At 67.8% G+C, this 17,656-nt stretch carries 14 protein-coding genes and 2 tRNA genes; 9 read left to right on the forward strand and 7 right to left on the reverse strand.

Features of this window, described 5'->3' with window-relative positions:
- Nucleotides 1–197 precede the first annotated feature (197 nt).
- The 6 genes from gyrB to FPZ47_RS15230 all read left to right on the forward strand — a co-directional run bounded on the left by gyrB (nucleotide 198) and on the right by FPZ47_RS15230 (nucleotide 7,515).
- Nucleotides 198–2,231: a DNA topoisomerase (ATP-hydrolyzing) subunit B gene (gyrB, locus tag FPZ47_RS15210; RefSeq protein WP_144952382.1), complete on the forward strand. Its 2,034-nt coding sequence runs from the start codon at nucleotides 198–200 to the stop codon at nucleotides 2,229–2,231.
- Between the two features lie 33 nt (nucleotides 2,232–2,264).
- The gene (gyrA, locus tag FPZ47_RS15215; protein WP_144952380.1) at nucleotides 2,265–6,053 is read left to right on the forward strand and encodes an intein-containing DNA gyrase subunit A; all 3,789 of its coding nucleotides are present in this window, start codon (nucleotides 2,265–2,267) and stop codon (nucleotides 6,051–6,053) included.
- Nucleotides 6,054–6,277: 224 nt separating this feature from the next.
- Entirely contained in the window at nucleotides 6,278–7,141 is an 864-nt protein-coding gene (locus tag FPZ47_RS15220) for a DUF3566 domain-containing protein (protein ID WP_144952378.1), read from the forward strand.
- Between the two features lie 70 nt (nucleotides 7,142–7,211).
- Nucleotides 7,212–7,285 (forward strand) — tRNA-Ile (locus FPZ47_RS15225).
- Nucleotides 7,286–7,299: 14 nt separating this feature from the next.
- Nucleotides 7,300–7,452: a hypothetical protein gene (locus tag FPZ47_RS28400; RefSeq protein WP_168209459.1), complete on the forward strand. Its 153-nt coding sequence runs from the start codon at nucleotides 7,300–7,302 to the stop codon at nucleotides 7,450–7,452.
- Nucleotides 7,443–7,515: transfer RNA gene (locus FPZ47_RS15230), tRNA-Ala, on the forward strand. The genes FPZ47_RS28400 and FPZ47_RS15230 overlap by 10 nt, the downstream gene beginning before the upstream one ends.
- 283 nt (nucleotides 7,516–7,798) lie before the next feature.
- On the opposite strand, the gene cwsA is transcribed toward FPZ47_RS15230, so the two are convergent.
- A complete protein-coding gene (gene cwsA / locus FPZ47_RS15235; protein WP_144952377.1) occupies nucleotides 7,799–8,236 on the reverse strand; it encodes a cell wall synthesis protein CwsA in 438 nt (145 codons plus the stop codon).
- 170 nt (nucleotides 8,237–8,406) lie between these two features.
- Here cwsA and FPZ47_RS15240 point away from each other — a divergent pair, with 170 nt between their 5' ends.
- Nucleotides 8,407–8,955 (forward strand): peptidylprolyl isomerase, encoded by a 549-nt coding sequence (locus FPZ47_RS15240; protein ID WP_144952375.1) that lies wholly within the window; start codon nucleotides 8,407–8,409, stop codon nucleotides 8,953–8,955.
- Nucleotides 8,956–9,019: 64 nt separating this feature from the next.
- Here FPZ47_RS15240 and FPZ47_RS15245 read toward each other — a convergent pair whose 3' ends face one another.
- Together FPZ47_RS15245 and crgA are read right to left on the reverse strand one after the other, a co-directional pair.
- Nucleotides 9,020–9,445 (reverse strand): PH domain-containing protein, encoded by a 426-nt coding sequence (locus FPZ47_RS15245; protein WP_144952373.1) that lies wholly within the window; start codon nucleotides 9,443–9,445, stop codon nucleotides 9,020–9,022.
- A 155-nt stretch (nucleotides 9,446–9,600) separates the two neighbouring features.
- Entirely contained in the window at nucleotides 9,601–9,882 is a 282-nt protein-coding gene (gene crgA, locus FPZ47_RS15250; protein WP_066951011.1) for a cell division protein CrgA, read from the reverse strand.
- Between the two features lie 137 nt (nucleotides 9,883–10,019).
- Between crgA and FPZ47_RS15255 the strand changes: the two genes are divergently transcribed.
- Together FPZ47_RS15255 and FPZ47_RS15260 are read left to right on the forward strand one after the other, a co-directional pair.
- Nucleotides 10,020–10,784 (forward strand): DUF881 domain-containing protein, encoded by a 765-nt coding sequence (locus FPZ47_RS15255; protein WP_144952371.1) that lies wholly within the window; start codon nucleotides 10,020–10,022, stop codon nucleotides 10,782–10,784.
- 9 nt (nucleotides 10,785–10,793) lie between these two features.
- Nucleotides 10,794–11,477, forward strand: a complete 684-nt coding sequence (locus FPZ47_RS15260) for an aminodeoxychorismate/anthranilate synthase component II (protein ID WP_144952369.1) — start codon at nucleotides 10,794–10,796, stop codon at nucleotides 11,475–11,477.
- Here the strand turns inward: FPZ47_RS15260 and pknB are convergent.
- From pknB to FPZ47_RS15280, 4 genes are read right to left on the reverse strand one after another with little or no spacing between them, the layout of a single operon-like run.
- On the reverse strand, nucleotides 11,455–13,350 hold the full coding sequence (gene pknB / locus FPZ47_RS15265) for a Stk1 family PASTA domain-containing Ser/Thr kinase (protein WP_144952367.1): 1,896 nt from the start codon (nucleotides 13,348–13,350) through the stop codon (nucleotides 11,455–11,457). The two genes, FPZ47_RS15260 and pknB, sit on opposite strands and share 23 nt — an antisense overlap.
- Nucleotides 13,347–14,639, reverse strand: coding sequence for a serine/threonine-protein kinase (locus FPZ47_RS15270; protein ID WP_246133432.1), 1,293 nt, complete (start codon nucleotides 14,637–14,639; stop codon nucleotides 13,347–13,349). The genes pknB and FPZ47_RS15270 overlap by 4 nt, the downstream gene beginning before the upstream one ends.
- Complete coding sequence (gene pbpA / locus FPZ47_RS15275; protein WP_144952365.1) at nucleotides 14,636–16,111, reverse strand: D,D-transpeptidase PbpA; 1,476 nt, start codon at nucleotides 16,109–16,111, stop codon at nucleotides 14,636–14,638. Before pbpA ends, FPZ47_RS15270 begins: the two co-directional genes overlap by 4 nt.
- Nucleotides 16,108–17,517, reverse strand: coding sequence for an FtsW/RodA/SpoVE family cell cycle protein (locus FPZ47_RS15280; protein WP_144952363.1), 1,410 nt, complete (start codon nucleotides 17,515–17,517; stop codon nucleotides 16,108–16,110). Before FPZ47_RS15280 ends, pbpA begins: the two co-directional genes overlap by 4 nt.
- Nucleotides 17,518–17,656: the final 139 nt, after the last annotated feature.

Here is a 17,656-nt window from a genome sequence, read left to right on the forward strand (position 1 = left end):
CGCCAGGACGAAACGGACCCGGGTCACGCACGTCAGGACGCGACCCAAATGAAGAAATCGAGCACACGGCGCGGCCAGATAGGCAGAAACGCGCCCAGAAAGTCGGTCCTGACTGCCCATCACGGTAGACTTGACCGGATGCGACCGCTGCGGTGACTGAACCGCTCGCATGAAACCCCGAGGAGAGCATTCCGACCGTGGCTGCCCAGAAGAAGAAGGCACAAGACGAATACGGCGCTGCCCAGATCACCGTCCTGGAAGGGTTGGAGGCCGTCCGCAAACGGCCCGGTATGTACATCGGCTCCACCGGTGAACGCGGTCTGCACCACCTCATCTGGGAGGTCGTCGACAACTCTGTGGACGAGGCGATGGCCGGCTACGCCACCCAGGTGGACGTCAAGCTGCGCGACGACGGCAGCGTCGAGGTCGCCGACAACGGCCGCGGAATCCCGGTCGCCATGCACTCCACCGGGATTCCGACCGTCGACGTTGTCATGACCCAGCTGCACGCCGGGGGCAAGTTCGGTGGGGAGAACAGCGGCTATACCGTCAGCGGCGGTCTGCATGGGGTCGGCGTCTCGGTGGTCAACGCCCTTTCCAGGCGGCTCGAGGTCGACATCGCACGCGACGGCTCCCTGTGGTCGCAGTACTACGAACGCGCCGTCCCGGGAACCCTCAAGCAGGGGGAGGCGACCAAGAAGACCGGAACGGTGATCAGGTTCTGGGCGGACCCGGAGATCTTCGAGACCACCGAATACGACTTCGAGACGGTCGCACGGCGGCTTCAAGAGATGGCGTTCCTGAACAAGGGCCTGACGATCAACCTCACCGACGAGCGGGTCAGCAACGCAGAAGTCGTCGACGAGATCGTCAGCGACACCGCCGAAGCGCCCAAGTCCGCGCAGGAGACGGCGGCCGAATCGACGTCGCACCACAAGGTCAGGCACCGCACGTTCCACTACCCGGGCGGCCTGGTGGATTTCGTCAAACACATCAACCGCACCAAGAGCGCGATCCACAGCAGCATCGTGGATTTCTCCGGCAAGGGGGAGGGTCACGAGGTCGAGATCGCGATGCAGTGGAACGCCGGCTACTCCGAGTCGGTGCACACCTTCGCCAACACGATCAACACCCATGAGGGCGGCACCCACGAAGAGGGCTTCCGCGCCGCGCTGACGTCGGTGGTGAACAAATACGCCAAAGACCGCAAACTGCTGAAAGACAAGGACCCGAACCTCACCGGCGACGACATCCGCGAGGGCCTGGCCGCGGTGATCTCCGTCAAGGTCGCCGAGCCGCAGTTCGAGGGTCAGACCAAAACCAAGCTGGGTAACACCGAGGTCAAATCATTCGTCCAGAAGGTGTGCAACGAACAGCTGACGCACTGGTTCGAAGCCAATCCGTCGGACGCGAAAGTCATTGTGAACAAGGCGGTGTCGTCCGCCCAAGCCCGAATCGCGGCCCGCAAGGCGCGAGAGTTGGTGCGCCGCAAGAGCGCCACCGACATCGGGGGGTTGCCCGGTAAGCTCGCCGACTGCCGCTCGACCGATCCGCGTAAGTCCGAACTTTATGTGGTGGAGGGTGATTCGGCCGGCGGCTCGGCCAAGAGCGGCCGCGACTCGATGTTCCAGGCGATTCTTCCGTTGCGCGGCAAGATCATCAACGTCGAAAAGGCGCGAATCGACCGTGTACTGAAGAACACCGAAGTCCAGTCGATCATCACCGCGCTGGGCACCGGCATCCACGACGAGTTCGACCTCAGCAAGCTGCGCTATCACAAGGTCGTGCTGATGGCCGACGCGGACGTCGACGGTCAGCACATCTCCACGCTGTTGTTGACGCTGTTGTTCCGGTTCATGCGCCCGCTGATCGAGAACGGGCACGTGTTCTTGGCGCAGCCCCCGCTGTACAAGTTGAAGTGGCAGCGCACCGAACCGGAGTTCGCCTACTCCGACCGCGAGCGGGACGGCCTGATGGAGGCCGGGCTCAAGGCGGGCAAGAAGATCAACAAGGACGACGGTATCCAGCGCTACAAGGGTCTGGGCGAGATGGACGCAAAAGAGTTGTGGGAGACCACGATGGACCCGTCGGTGCGGGTGCTGCGCCAGGTCACCCTGGACGACGCCGCGGCCGCCGACGAGTTGTTCTCCATCCTGATGGGCGAGGACGTCGATGCGCGCCGCAGCTTTATCACCCGCAACGCCAGGGACGTTCGATTCCTGGATGTCTGACCGGTCAGACGCGCCAACGCAAACGAGGAATAGATGACTGACACCACGCTGCCGCCGGGAGACCAGCCCGCCGAGCGGATCGAACCCGTCGACATCCAGCAGGAGATGCAGCGCAGCTACATCGATTACGCCATGAGCGTGATCGTGGGCCGCGCGCTGCCGGAGGTGCGCGACGGCCTCAAACCCGTGCACCGCCGCGTGCTGTATGCGATGTACGACTCCGGCTTCCGCCCGGACCGCAGCCACGCCAAGTCGGCGCGGTCGGTGGCCGAGACGATGGGCAATTACCATCCGCACGGCGACGCGTCGATCTACGACACCCTGGTGCGCATGGCGCAGCCGTGGTCGCTGCGCTATCCGCTTGTCGACGGGCAGGGCAACTTCGGCTCGCCGGGCAACGACCCGCCGGCCGCTATGCGGTATTGCGTCACCAAAGATGCGTTGGTGCGTTTACCGTTCGGGCAGTCCGTACGGATTGGGGATGTGGTTCCGGGCGCTGCGCACAATTCGGACAACGCGGTCGAGTTGAAGGTTCTGGATCGGCACGGCAACCCCGTTTCGGCGGACACACTGTTCCACTCGGGCGAGCATCAGACTTTCAGGGTACGGACGGTTGACGGCTACGAGGTCACGGGTACGGCCAACCATCCCTTACTGTGCCTGGTCGACGTCGCCGGCGTACCCACCTTGCTGTGGAAGCTGATCGAAGAGATCCGCCCCGACGACCACGTCGTGTTGCAGCGCACGCCACCGATGGAATTCGGCCCTGGTGACTGGCATGACGTGCTGGAAGCCTTGCTGCTGGGTGCTTTCATCAGCGAGGGCTTCGTATCCGAAACTCGCGCCGGGTTCAACAACCTCGACCGCGACTACTTCGACATGGTCGTCGGTGCGTACGACGCGGTCGTCGGAGGCCGGCGGTATGTATCCGCGCGGGTGATCGCCTCCGGTTCGATGTTGCATGAACTTGACGTGCAGAATCTGTCGGAACTGAGGAAGACACGGCTTGGTGGGTTGATCGGGCAACGCTCGGCCGACAAGTCGGTGCCGCATTGGCTGTGGCAGTCCCCTGCCGCAGTGAAACGCGTCTTCTTGCAAGCGCTGTTCGAGGGTGACGGCTGGTGTTCTGCGCTACCGCGCAACACAATTCAAATATCTTACTCGACACGCAGTAGGCAGCTGGCCATAGATATTCAGCAGATGCTGCTCGAGTTCGGAGTCGTCTCAAGGCGATACCGGCATGCTGTTGGCGAGTACAAGGTCGTCATCACCAATCGTGCTCAGGCCGAATTATTCGCAACCCATGTGGGTTTCGGCGGTGTTAAGCAAACCAAGTTGACCGCCGTACTCGCTGAGATGCCGACTTGTCGCGGACGGGACGGAGATTACGTACCCGGACTGGCCGCGTTCATCCGCAAGTCCGCCGGCGGCTCCTGGGCCGACCGCGACTGGCTCAACCGCCACAACGTCGACCGCATCCAACGCTGGCGCACGCGCGGCGACGAGATCCTGGCCCACATCGCCGACGCCGACGTCCGCGCCATCGCCACCGACCTCACCGACGGCCGGTTCTACTACGCGCGGGTTGCCTCCATCACCGATGCGGGCGTGCAACCGGTGTACAGCCTGCGCGTCGACACCGAGGACCACGCGTTCCTCACCAACGGTTTCGTCAGCCACAACACCGAGGCGCGGCTGACCCCGCTGGCGATGGAGATGCTTCGCGAAATCGACGAGGAAACAGTCGATTTCGTGCCGAACTACGACGGCCGGGTGCAGGAGCCAACCGTGCTGCCCAGCAGGTTCCCCAACCTGCTGGCCAACGGGTCGGGCGGCATCGCGGTCGGCATGGCGACCAACATCCCGCCACACAACCTGCGCGAACTCGCCGAGGCGGTGTTCTGGTGCCTCGAGAACCACGAGGCCGACGAGGAGGCCACCCTGGCCGCCGTCTGCGAACGGGTCAAGGGCCCCGATTTCCCCACCTCCGGGCTGATCGTCGGGTCACAGGGCATCGCCGACGCCTACAAGACCGGGCGCGGTTCCATCCGCATGCGCGGCGTCGTCGAGGTGGAAGAGGATTCCCGCGGGCGCTCGTCCCTGGTGATCACCGAGCTGCCGTATCAGGTCAACCACGACAATTTCATCACCTCGATCGCCGAGCAGGTCCGCGACGGCAGGCTCGCCGGTATCGCCAACATCGAAGACCAGAGCAGCGACCGGGTGGGGCTGCGCATCGTCATCGAGCTCAAACGCGACGCGGTCGCCAAGGTGGTGCTCAACAACCTCTACAAGCACACCCAGCTGCAGACCAGTTTTGGTGCCAACATGCTGGCCATCGTCGACGGGGTGCCGCGCACGCTGCGCCTCGACCAGCTGATCCGCCACTACGTCGCGCATCAGCTCGACGTGATCGTGCGGCGCACCACCTACCGGCTGCGCAAAGCCAACGAGCGCGCGCACATCTTGCGTGGTCTGGTCAAGGCGCTCGACGCGCTCGACGAGGTGATCGCGCTGATCCGGGCGTCGGAAACCGTCGACATCGCCCGCGCGGGGCTGATCGAACTGCTCGACATCGACGACATCCAGTCCCAGGCGATCCTCGACATGCAGTTGCGGCGGCTGGCGGCCCTGGAACGTCAGCGCATCGTCGACGACCTGGCCAAGATCGAGGCCGAGATCGCCGACCTCGAAGACATCCTCGCCAAGCCGGAGCGTCAGCGCGGGATCGTCCACGACGAACTCGCCGAGATCATCGACAAATATGGCGACGACCGCCGCACCCGGATCATCGCCGCCGACGGCGACGTCAGCGACGAGGATTTGATCGCCCGCGAGGATGTCGTGGTCACCATCACCGAAACCGGATACGCCAAGCGCACCAAGACCGACCTTTACCGCAGCCAGAAGCGCGGCGGCAAGGGCGTGCAGGGCGCCGGGCTCAAGCAGGACGACATCGTCAAGCACTTCTTCGTGTGCTCGACGCACGACTGGATCCTGTTCTTCACCACCCAGGGGCGGGTGTATCGGGCCAAGGCCTACGAGCTGCCGGAGGCGTTGCGCACCGCGCGCGGACAGCACGTGGCCAACCTGCTGGCCTTCCAGCCCGAGGAGCGCATCGCCCAGGTCATCCAGATCCGCGGCTATGAGGACGCGCCGTACCTGGTGCTGGCCACCCGCAACGGCCTGGTGAAGAAGACGAAGCTGACCGACTTCGACTCCAACCGCTCGGGCGGCATCGTGGCCATCAATCTGCGTGACGGCGACGAGCTGGTCGGTGCGGTGCTGTGTTCCTCCGACGACGACCTGCTGCTGGTGTCGGCCAACGGGCAGTCGATCAGGTTCTCGGCGACCGACGAGGCGCTGCGCCCGATGGGACGCGCCACCTCCGGGGTGCAGGGCATGCGTTTCAACGCCGACGATTACCTGTTGTCGCTCAACGTGGTTCGCGAAGGCACCTACCTGCTGGTCGCGACGTCGGGCGGCTACGCGAAGCGAACCGGGATCGAGGAATACCCGGTGCAGGGCCGCGGCGGGAAGGGCGTCCTGACCGTCATGTACGACCGCCGGCGCGGCAGGTTGGTGGGCGCGCTGATCGTCGACGACGACAGCGAGCTCTACGCGATCACCTCCGGCGGCGGCGTGATCCGCACGGCCGCGCGTCAGGTCCGCAAGGCGGGCAGGCAGACCAAGGGCGTTCGGCTGATGAACCTGGGCGACGGCGACAACCTGTTGGCGATCGCGCGGAACGCCGAAGAGAACGCCGAGGAGGCCGTGGAGGAAGCCGAGAACGGCAACCAGGCCGACAGCTCGAGCGAGTAGCGGGTGACGATCCGGGCGGGCGTTGCCCCGGGGAAGCCCCGGGCAACTAGACTCAGCCCGGTGACGATGCGGGCCGCTGGGCGGCCCGAGGAGGAGTCGGGCAATCAAGCTCAGCCCGGTGACGATGCGGGCCGCTGGGCGGCCCGGACGCGATGCGACTACCGCCGCCTGGGTAGGCCCAGGTAGGACCGGGTAGAGCCAGGTAGGAAACGTTAGGAGTCGGGGTGACCTCACCGAGCGAGCCGGGCGCCCCCAACAAGGGTGGCGGCCATAATGGGGATGGTTCGGCCGAGCGGAGTGCCACGCAGCGCGTGACGCCCGCCGCGGAGTCACCGCCCTGGCAGCGCGGCGCGTCGAGGGCCGCCCAGTCGCCGCATCGCCAGTCCGACGCGCCCGGCGAGACGCGCGCGCCGGCCGGGGCCGACGCCCGCCTGAACCGCTTCATCTCGGGCAGTTCGGCACCCGCGGCCGGCTCGGCCGGGCATATCAGGAACCCCACGCAGGAGATCGACGCCGTGTCGGGGCGCGGCGAGGGCTCGCCGGCGGAGGCCTACGCCAGCGAGCTGCCTGACCTGTCGGGCCCGATGCCGCGGCCCCCGCAGCGCAGGGCCGCACCACCCGACCGGGGTCCGGAGGGGTCGAAAGCGCCGGGCTCGGGTCGCCCGGAGAGCCGGGAGGGCCGGGACTCGCGCGACGAACGGGTGCAGATCTCGCGGCGGGCCCGTGGGCCGGTGCGGGCCAGCATGCAGATCCGCCGGATCGATCCGTGGAGCACGCTGAAGGTGTCGCTGCTGCTGTCGGTGGCCCTGTTCTTCGTGTGGATGATCGCGGTGGCGTTCCTGTACCTCGTGCTCGGCGGCATGGGTGTGTGGGCCAAGCTGAACAGCAACGTCGGTGATCTGCTCAACAACACCAGCGGCAGCAGCGGCGAACTGGTGTCCAGCGGCACCATTTTCGGCGGCGCGGTCCTGATCGGTCTGGTCAACATCGTGTTGCTGACCGCCATGGCCACGATCGCGGCGTTCGTCTACAACCTGACCACGGATCTGATCGGGGGTATCGAGGTCACGCTGGCGGACCGCGACTAGCGTGGATCCCGGCGTTTTGGGAGTGGGGCGACGATTGCGGTAATCTCGTCGCTCGGCCGTACGCGAGTGCGGGCCTATAGCTCAGGCGGTTAGAGCGCTTCGCTGATAACGAAGAGGTCGGAGGTTCGAGTCCTCCTAGGCCCACAACCATGGGTCCGTTGAGACGTTACGTGAGACTGGCCGCGAAAGTGGCACCGCCGCTGGGGCTGCTCGCCGCGGTGGCGGCGGCGGTGCGGTCGCGGCGTGGGGTCGAGGTCTGGCACATGGCGGTCGCCGACACTCCCGAAGCCGGTGACGGGCAGGGGCCTTAGCTCAGTTGGTAGAGCACCGCCTTTGCAAGGCGGGTGTCAGGGGTTCGATTCCCCTAGGCTCCACAGGTCATGCGCCAGGCGTGACACTTCGCACGTCACGCCGGGCTTCGCTCCAGCAGCACCGATGTTGATTCCGTCCCGTTGACCAACGTGACAGCGCACGTGATTCGCACGCGACGGTTCGTCTGACGCCAACGCTGGCGTCATCGGATGGCTTTTCAAGGTTGCCGCGCCAACCGTGAAATCACGAACCTGGATTTAAATGGTCGGTGAATGGCTTCCGAGCATCCTGGTCCGGCGGCGGGAGAGCCTGCGGTTGGCCGTGCTGTGAGGCCCGGCCGCGCCGCTATGGACGCGGCTGCACGTCGACGCTGGGTGGCCGCGGGGACGGTTCCTCGGGCCGCTGACGCGTCGAGCGCCGCACGACGCCGAATGCCACCGCCCCGCCGGCCAGCACGGTCACGGCGGCGCCCGCGATCAACAACGGCCGTCTACCGCGGCGGCGCTGCGCCCGTCGTGCGTCCCGCAACGCCTGGGGAAGGTTGGCGACGACTTCCTGCGCGGCGGCCAGTTCCTGGCCGATCGCCTCCTGGGCGGCCGCCACGTCCCGGGCCAGCCGGCCCTCGCGGTAACGGCGGCGCAGCCCGGCCGCGGAGGCTGCCGCCGCGTCGACACCCAGCCCCACCAGCCCTCGGGTGACGTACACCGGCCCCACCACCGAGTAGGTCAGGCCCCGGGCCAGTCGCTCCCGGGGGGTCAGCCGGACTTCCGCGTTCTCTTTCATCTGCCGCCTTTCTGCGCCCGTCGTGCCAGCCGGTCATGGAACCCGCTGGAAAAGTTAGCCGAGAGGTCGTCGGGGACCTCCACAGACTGCCACCAAAGGGGTGCCGGCGGGACCTCCGATACAGAACTGCCCGGCCGCGGTGGCACCGGCTGCGGGCAGCCCCACGGCTGATGGCAGACTTGGCAGTCGTGACCAACAGCCCCATTCAGACTGCCACTGCCACGCTGCACACCAACCGCGGCGACATCAAGATCGCCCTGTTCGGCAACCACGCCCCCAAGACCGTCGCCAACTTCGTCGGCCTGGCGCAGGGCACCAAGGAATACTCGACCCAGAACGCGTCGGGGGGTTCGTCGGGCCCGTTCTACGACGGCACGGTGTTCCACCGGGTGATTCGCGGTTTCATGATCCAGGGCGGCGACCCGACCGGTACCGGCCGCGGCGGTCCGGGCTACAAGTTCGCCGACGAGTTCCACCCCGAGCTGCAATTCGACCGGCCCTACCTGCTGGCGATGGCCAATGCGGGCCCGGGGACCAATGGTTCGCAGTTCTTCATCACCGTGGACCAGACGCCGCACCTCAACCGGCGCCACACGATCTTCGGCGAAGTCACCGACCCCGAGTCGCAGAAGGTCGTCGACGAGATCGCGACGACGCCCACCGACGGCAACGACCGCCCCGCCGAGGCGGTCGTCATCGAGTCGATCACGATCACCTAGGGCCTGCACGTCGGGCGACACTGCCCGAGTCGCCTGCCGCAACGACGCCGGGCAGCGGCCCCGCTCAGCGCCGGTTTCGGCCCGCGTAGCCGGCGGCCGTCAGCGCGTCGAGCACGTCGAGCGGGTTGGTGCCGAGGTCCCAGCGGGAGAAGATCACCATCCCGCCGCCGACCGTCTCGATCTCGAGCAGCCGGACCGTGCGCCCGTAGCGACGGAACTCGGCGATCCGGATGATCTTGATCGCGGCGGGCTGCAATACCTGCGTCCGGAACCAGCCCCGCAGCGCCAGGCCGTCCGGGGTGATTGCCAGCTTCGGGCGTGCGCGCCACGTCATCGCCGCAAACAACACCAGACCCGCCGCGGCAATCCCCGTCAGGAGTCGCCCCGGCACGTCTGTGACCATGGTCACACTCGCGATAGCCATGACAACGCCCGCGAGGCCACAACCAGCGATTCCTGCCGGACGCGGCGCCCACAGTGTTTGCTGCATGCGGTTCTTAACCCCTCCCACCACTGCCGATACGGTTATCCACAAGCGCTATCAACAGTGGGGATAAATCACACGCATGTCATTGTGTGGTCACGACGTTGCTAGCGCGACGACAGACCGACCCCGATATGAATTCATCACCCGGCGCGGCCCGCTCAGTGCCAGCGCATCGTGAGCAACAGGCCGGTGATCATGAAAGCGAACGCGATGGCGTAGTTCCAGGGGCCCAGTTGCGCCATCCAGTTGAGCGCCGTCGGGGCCTGGCTCCCGACCGCGGCCAACTGAAACACCATCAGCCAGACGAGCCCGATGAGCATGAGGCCGACGAACAGCGCGACGAACCACACACTGGACGGCCCGACCTTCACCTTCACCGGTGTGCGGCTCACCGCGCCGACGGCAAAGTCGTTCTTCTTGCGGACCTTGGACTTGGGCATGGGTACCTCGCGGATATGTGGGGCTACCTGGACGAACGGTGAGCGCAACGGGGTGCAACGATGACGAGGGTGGTTGCACGCCGAGCCTGGCTATGAGAGTAACTCACCTGGCAGGGTGACCGGGAAATGGAGAAACGATGAGCGACACGCGCCGCTCGCCGTGGCGGTTCGGAGTTCCGCTGGTCTGCCTGCTGGCCGGCGTGCTCCTGTCGGCGACCCACGGGGTCTCCGGTGGCGCCGAGATCCGCCGCAGTGATGCGCCGCGCCTGGTCGACCTCGTCCGCGACGCCCAGGCATCAGTGAACGACCTCAACGCGCGGCGCGACGAGCTTTCGAGCGCCGTCGACGCGGCCCGCGGCCGGTCCTCGGACGCCGCGTTGGCGGACCTGCTGCGCCGGTCCGCCCGGCTGGCCGGCGAGGCGGGCATGGATCCCGTACACGGTCCAGGGCTGGTGGTGACCCTCGACGACGCCCAGCGTGACGCCAACGGCAGATTCCCGCGCGATGCCTCCCCCGACGACCTGGTGGTGCACCAGCAGGACATCGAGGCCGTCCTCAACGCGCTGTGGAGCGCCGGCGCCGAGGCGATCCAGATCCAGGACCAGCGGATCATCGCGACGTCGGTGCCGCGTTGCGTCGGCAACACCCTCCTGCTCAACGGGCGCACCTACAGCCCGCCCTACACCATCACCGCGATCGGCGATCCCACGGCCATGCAAGCCGCTCTGGCCGCCGCGCCCCTGGTGATCCTCTACAAGCAGTACGTGGTCCGGTTCGGCCTGGGCTACCACGAACAGGTCGAGTCCGACGCGCACGTCGTCGGCCACGCCGGGCCGCTCCGGATGCACTTCGCGCAGCCCGTGCCGTCGCCGGCCACCGCCCCCGGACGGCGCGGGCGGTAGCCTGACACGATGCGGATCCTGGTTGTCGACAACTACGACAGCTTCGTGTTCAACCTCGTGCAGTACCTGGGACAGCTCGGCGTCCAGGCCGAGGTGTGGCGCAACGACGACGCCCGGCTCTCCGATGAGCCGGCCATCACCGCGCAGTTCGCCGGTGTTCTGCTCAGCCCGGGCCCGGGCACGCCCGAGCGCGCAGGCGCGTCGATAAGCCTCGTACGGGCCTGTGCTGCGGCGCGGACCCCGTTGCTGGGGGTGTGCCTGGGCCACCAGGCCATCGGCGTCGCGTTCGGCGCCCGGGTGGACCGCGCGCCCGAGTTGCTGCACGGCAAGACCAGCAGCGTCTTCCACACCAATGTTGGTGTACTGGAAGGCCTTCCGGATCCATTCACGGCCACCCGCTACCACTCGCTGACGATCCTGCCGGAATCGCTGCCCGCGGTGCTCGAGGTGACGGCCCGCACCCGCAGCGGTGTCATCATGGGTGTGCGCCACGCCGACCTGCCGATCCACGGCGTCCAGTTCCATCCGGAGTCGATCCTGACCGAGGGCGGGCACCGGATGCTGGGCAACTGGCTCGCCTACTGCGGGTGGGCGCGCGACGACACGCTGGTCCGCCGGCTGGAAAACGAGGTCCGCGCCGCGGTGCGGCCGCATCTTCCGGACCCGGTGGCTACTGACCGAACTTCAGCGTGATGATCCCGTCCCGGTTGACCCCGGCCCCGGGGGGCGGATTCTGATACACCACCTTGTTGTGCATGGAGCCACCGGCGTCGACGTCGGGCCCCTTGTCCAGCACCCCGGTCCACCCCAGTGCACGTAACCGCGGTTCGGCGTCGTTCCAGAACATGTTGGTGACGTCGGGCATCACGAACTGGTTGCCCTTGGACACCTGCAGTTCGATGACCGAGTCGACCGGGACCGTGGTGCCCTTGGGCGGATTGGTGCCGACCACCTCGCCGGCCGGCCGGGGACTGTCCACCGCGGCCTGACCGAACTTGGTGAAGCCGTACACGTTGAGATTCTTCTGCGCGACGTCGACGGTCTGGCCCGCCACGTCGGGAACCTGCTTCGTTTCCGGGCCGGAGCCGACGATGACGGTGATGACGTTGGTGATCGCCGAGGTCTGGTTGGCCGGCGGATTCGTCCCGATGACCTTGCCCAGCAGGTCGGGGGTGGACGGCGAATTCGCCTGCTTGAACTTGGCGAACCCGGCGGCTTTGAGCTTTTTGACCGCGTCGCCGTAGCTCAGCGAGGAGACGTCGGGCACCTCGCGCTGCTCCGGCCCGGTGGAGACGTTGATGGTGACCTCGTCGCCCGCACTCACCGACGCGTTGGCGTCGGGGTCGGTGTTGATGACGTGGTCGGGTGGGATCGTCGAATCGGGCTTCTGCAGCGTGCGCGTCTTGAACCCGCGGTTCTGCAGCACCGCGATGGCGTCGGCGGACACCTGGCCCCGTACGTCGGGCACGTGGACGTCGCGGGTGCCGCCGCCCAACGTGTTGAAGGCGATGACGACGACGATCGTCAGCACCGCGAGCACGGCCACCGCGACGACCCAGCGGGCGACCGAACCCCCGAGCCGCTCCTCGTCGGTGTCGGCGCCGCCGAGTGGCTGGCGCGGGGAGGGGTCGGTGCGCGGGTGCCCGCCGCGCCCACCGTGTCCGCCCGAGGGCGCGAGCAGCGACGTGCGCTCCGCGTCGGTGAAGACCTTGGGAGCCTCAGGGGGCTCACCGTTGTGCACCCGAACCAGGTCGGCGCGCATCTCCGCCGCCGTCTGATAGCGGTTCTCCGGGTTTTTGGCCAGCGCCTTGAGGACGACCGCATCGAGGGCGGCGGAGATCCCCTCATGCCGGCGTGACGGGGGGACCGGGTCTTCCCGCACGTGCTGATAGGCCACCGCGACGGGCGAGTCACCGGTGAACGGCGGCTCGCCGGTGAGGATCTCGTACAGTACGCAGCCGAGCGAATAGACGTCGGATCGCGCGTCCACGGACTCGCCGCGGGCCTGCTCGGGCGAGAGATATTGGGCCGTCCCGATCACGGCCGCGGTCTGGGTGACGCTGTTGCCGCTGTCGGCGATCGCCCGCGCGATGCCGAAGTCCATCACCTTGACGGCATTGGTCTTGCTGATCATGATGTTCGCCGGTTTGACGTCGCGGTGGATGATGCCGTTCTGGTGGCTGAAGTTCAGCGCCTGGCAGGCGTCGGCGATGATCTCGATGGCGCGGCGCGGGGGCAGCGGGCCGTCGGTGTGGACGATGTCGCGCAGGGTGACGCCGTCGACGTACTCCATGACGATGTAGGGCAGCGGGCCGGCGGCCGTCTCCGCCTCGCCGGTGTCGTACACCGCGACGATCGACGGGTGGTTCAGCGCAGCGGCGTTCTGGGCTTCCCGCCGGAACCGCAGGTAGAAGCTGGGATCGCGGGCCAGATCGGCGCGCAGCACCTTCACCGCGACGTCGCGGTGCAACCTGATGTCGCGCGCCAGGTGAACTTCCGACATGCCGCCGAAGCCGAGGATCTCGCCCAGTTCGTAGCGGTCGGACAGATGCTGCGGGGTCGTCATCGCGGTGTCTGCTGTCGGGCCGGCAACGCGACGGGCGTCGGCGGCAGCGGCCTGGCCGGAGGCGTGAACCGCGGGGGGGCAAGACCGCCGGGGGTATTGCTCGGCGCCGCCGGTCCCGAGGATCCCGAGGAGGGCGGGCCGCCGGTGTCGGTGACCGTCGGCGTCGGCGTCGGCTGTTGCTCGGTGTCCGCGCGGGAGTTGATGACAATCAGGACCGCGATGATGATCGCCAACGCCCCCAGCACTCCCGCCGCCCACAGCAACGCGCGCTGGCCCGACGAGAACGTGCGTCGCGCCGGGGGCGGCCGATGCCCGCCGGTGGTCGGCCGGGACCGTCGCACCGCCGGACTGCGTGCGCTCGTGGCACCCGCCACCCTGGTCGGCGCGCCGGCCGACGGGATGGCCGCCGGCGAGGCGCGCCCCGGTGGCGGTGACTGGCTGGGCCGCGGCGGGCGTCGGCCCGCGCGCACCGCGGCGACCGCGTCCGCGAACGGGCCCCCGCTGCGATAACGCATCCCGGGGTTCTTGACCAGGGTGATCTCGATCAGCTCGCGGACGTTGGGCGGCAGCTCGGCGGGCAGCGGCGGCGGGGGCTCCTTGATGTGCTTCATCGCCACCGAAAGGGCGCCGTCGCCGGTGAACGGCCGCTTACCCGAGACGACTTCGTAGCCGACCACGCCGAGGGAGTAGACGTCACTGGCCGGGGTCGCTTCGTGGCCCAGCGCCTGTTCGGGCGCGATGTACTGGGCGGTACCCATCACCATGCCGGTCTGGGTCACCGGCGCGGCGTCGACGGCCTTGGCGATACCGAAGTCGGTGATCTTGACCTGGCCGGTGGGGGTGATCAGGATGTTCCCCGGTTTGACGTCGCGGTGCACCAGCCCGGCGGCGTGGGCGACCTGCAGGGCCCGGCCGGTCTGCTCGAGCATGTCCAGCGCGTGCCGCAGCGACAGTCGGCCGGTGCGTTTGAGCACCGAGTTCAACGGCTCACCGTTGACCAGCTCCATGACCAGGTAGGCGGTGCGCCCCTCCCCGTCCAGTTGGCTTTCGCCGTAGTCGTGGACGGCGGCGATCCCCGGGTGGTTGAGCATCGCGGTGGTGCGCGCCTCGGCGCGGAAGCGCTCGATGAACTCGGGGTCCTGGGAGAACTCCTGTTTGAGCACCTTGACCGCCACGCGCCGGCCCAGCCTGCTGTCGACGGCCTCCCAGACCTGGCCCATGCCGCCGGTGGCGATCAGGCGTTGCAGGCGGTACCGGCCGGACAGCGTCACGCCTACCCGCGGGCTCATGGTCCCCCCTGCAGCGCGGCCTCGATCACGGCCCGTCCGATCGGCGCGGCGAGTGCACCCCCGGTCGCGGACAGGCGATCGGCGCCGTTCTCCACCACCACCGCCACGGCGACCTTCGGTGCTTGCGCGGGCGCAAACGCGATGTACCACGCGTGCGGTGGGGTGTGTCGCGGATCGGTGCCATGTTCTGCGGTACCAGTTTTCGATGCGATCTGCACGCCGGGAATGGCCCCTTTCTGCTGCGCGACCTTCTCGGCGCTGACCATCAGCTCTGTCAGCTTAGCCGCGACCTGCGGTGACACCGCGCGGCGCTGTTCGTAGGGCACCGCCGTGCTGATGCTGGACAGGTCCGGGCCCTTGAGGCTTTCGACCAGGTAGGGCTGCATCGTCACCCCGTCGTTGGCGATCGTCGCGGCGACCTCGGCGTTCTGTAACGGCGTGACCGCGACGTCTTTCTGGCCGATGCTCGACATCCCCAGGGCCGCGGCGTCGGGGATCACTCCGATGGTCGATTCGGCGACCTGCAGCGGGATGACGCTCGGGGCGCTGTCCAGCCCGAACGCACGCGCCATGCCGCGCAGCGCCTCCGCGCCGGTCATGAGCCCCAACTGGACGAATGCGGTGTTGCACGACTTGGCGAACGCCTCGGCCAGCGACACCGTCGGTTCGGGCCCGCATGGCGTCCCACCGTAGTTCTCCAATGTGGCGCTGCTGCCGGGCAGCGGGATCGAGGGCGCCGCGGTCAATTGCTCGGTCACCGAGGCGCCGGCCTCCAGCGCCGCCGCGGTGGTGATCACCTTGAACGTGGAACCGGGAGGGTAGGTCTCGGAGATGGCGCGGTTGGTGAGCGGATTGCCGGGATCGTCGCGCAGCCGCTGCCAGGCCTGCGCCTGCAGTTCGGGATCGTGCGAGGACAACAGGTTGGGGTCGTAGGACGGCGACGACACCATGGCCAGGATCTTGCCGGTGGACGGTTCGAGGGCGACGACGGCGCCCTTGCACGGCCCCCCGCAGCCCTGCTGCATCGCGTCCCAGCCGGCCTGCTGGACACGCGGGTTGATCGTGGTGTCGACGTTGCCCCCGCGCGGATCGCGACCGGTGAAGAAGTCGGCCAGCCGGCGCCCGAAGAGGCGCGCGTCCGAGCCGTTCAACACCGGGTCCTCGGCGCGTTCCAGGCCCGAGCTCGAATAGCGCAGCGAATAGAAGCCGGTGACCGGCGCGTACACGTCGGGATTCGGATACACCCGCAGGAACCGGTACCGGCTGTCGGTGGCCACCGAATAGGCCAGCAGCTGGCCGCCGGCGACGATCTGGCCGCGTTGACGCGAATACTCGTCGAGCAGGATCCGCTGGTTGCGCGGGTCGGCCCGCAGCCCGTCGGCGGCGAAGACCTGCGTCATCGTGGCGTTGAGCAACAGCAGCACCATCAACGCCATCACGGTGACCGAGATGCGGCGGAGGGAGGTGTTCATACCCGCTGGATCACCTCGGTGCCGGCCGCCCCGATCGATGACGTGTTGCGCGTGGGCGCACGCAGGGGCTGCCGGGCGCTATGGGAGATTCGCGCCAGGATGGCCAGCAGCACGTAGTTGGCCAGCAGCGACGAGCCGCCGTAGGACATCCACGGCGTGGTCAGGCCCGTGAGTGGGATCAGCTGTGTCACGCCGCCGACGACGATGAACAGCTGGATCGCCAGCGCCGACGCCAGGCCGGCGGCCAGCAGCTTGCCGAAGCTGTCGCGGGTGGCGATCGCGGTGCGCAGACCGCGGACGATGACGATGGTGTAGAGCAGCAGGATGCTCGTCAGCCCGACCAGGCCGAGCTCTTCACCGAAGGCGGCGATGATGAAGTCGGTCGCCGCGGCGGGCACGGTGTCGGGCTGGCCGTTGCCCAGGCCGGTTCCGAAGATTCCGCCGGTGGCGAAGCTGAACAGCGACTGCACCATCTGGTAGCCGCTGCCCTCAGGGTCCGCGAACGGGTCCCACCACGTCTGCACGCGGACCCGGACGTGCGTGAAGACGAAGTACGCGGCCACGCTGCCCGCGGCGAACAGCACCAGTCCGATGACCACCCAACTGAAGCGCTGGGTGGCCAGATACACCACGACCAGGAAGGAGGCATAGAGCAGCAGTGAGGTGCCCAGGTCCTTTTCGAAGACCATCACCCCGATCGAGATCACCCAGGCCGCCAGCAGCGGCGCGAGGTCGCGCGGGCGGGGCAGGGTCATCCCCATGACGTGCTTGCCCACGCTGGTGAACAGGCCCCGTTTGGCGATCAGGACGGCCGAGAAAAAGATCAGCAGCAGGATCTTGGAGAACTCGGCCGGCTGGATCGAGAAACCCGGGAAGCGAATCCAGATCTTGGCGCCGTTCTGTTCGGACAGCGAGGCCGGCAGCAGCGCGGGCACCGCCAGGAAGACCAGGCCCGCCAGCCCGCAGACGTAGCCGTAGCGCGCGAGCTGGCGATGGTCCTTGAGGAAGGTGACCACCAGCGCGAACGTGGCCACGCCGACCAGGGTCCACAGCATCTGCTGGGTCGCGCTGGGGTGGTGGCGGCCGCTGAGTTCCTTGTCGGCGAGGTCGAGCCGGTGGATCATCACCAGGCCGAGCCCGTTGAGCAGCGCCACGATCGGGAGCAGCAGCGGGTCGGTGTAGGGGGCGAACCGCCGGATGGCCAGGTGCGCGCCCCCGAACAAGGCCAGGAAGAGCAGACCGTAGCTGACGAAATCCCAACGCATGCCGCGTTCCTGGTTGGCCTGCACGATGAGCAGGGCGGCGACGGTGATCAGCGCGGCGAAGGCCAGGAGCAGCAGTTCGGCATTGCGCCGGGTCGGCAGCGGAGGCGTGACCGCGACGGGCGGCTGGAGCTGGGTGGTCATGCCACCGTCCGGCAGTCGATGCCCGGCTGAGGTGGGGGTGGAGGGAGCGCGGTCAGCGTCTGCGCCGGTGGCGGCGTGGGCGATGTGCTCGCGGGTGACGCCGGCAGGGTGCCGGAAGGGGTGCTCGTGGGGTTGCGGG

It is taken from the genome of Mycobacterium helveticum, assembly GCF_007714205.1.
GTDB lineage: Bacteria > Actinomycetota > Actinomycetes > Mycobacteriales > Mycobacteriaceae > Mycobacterium > Mycobacterium helveticum.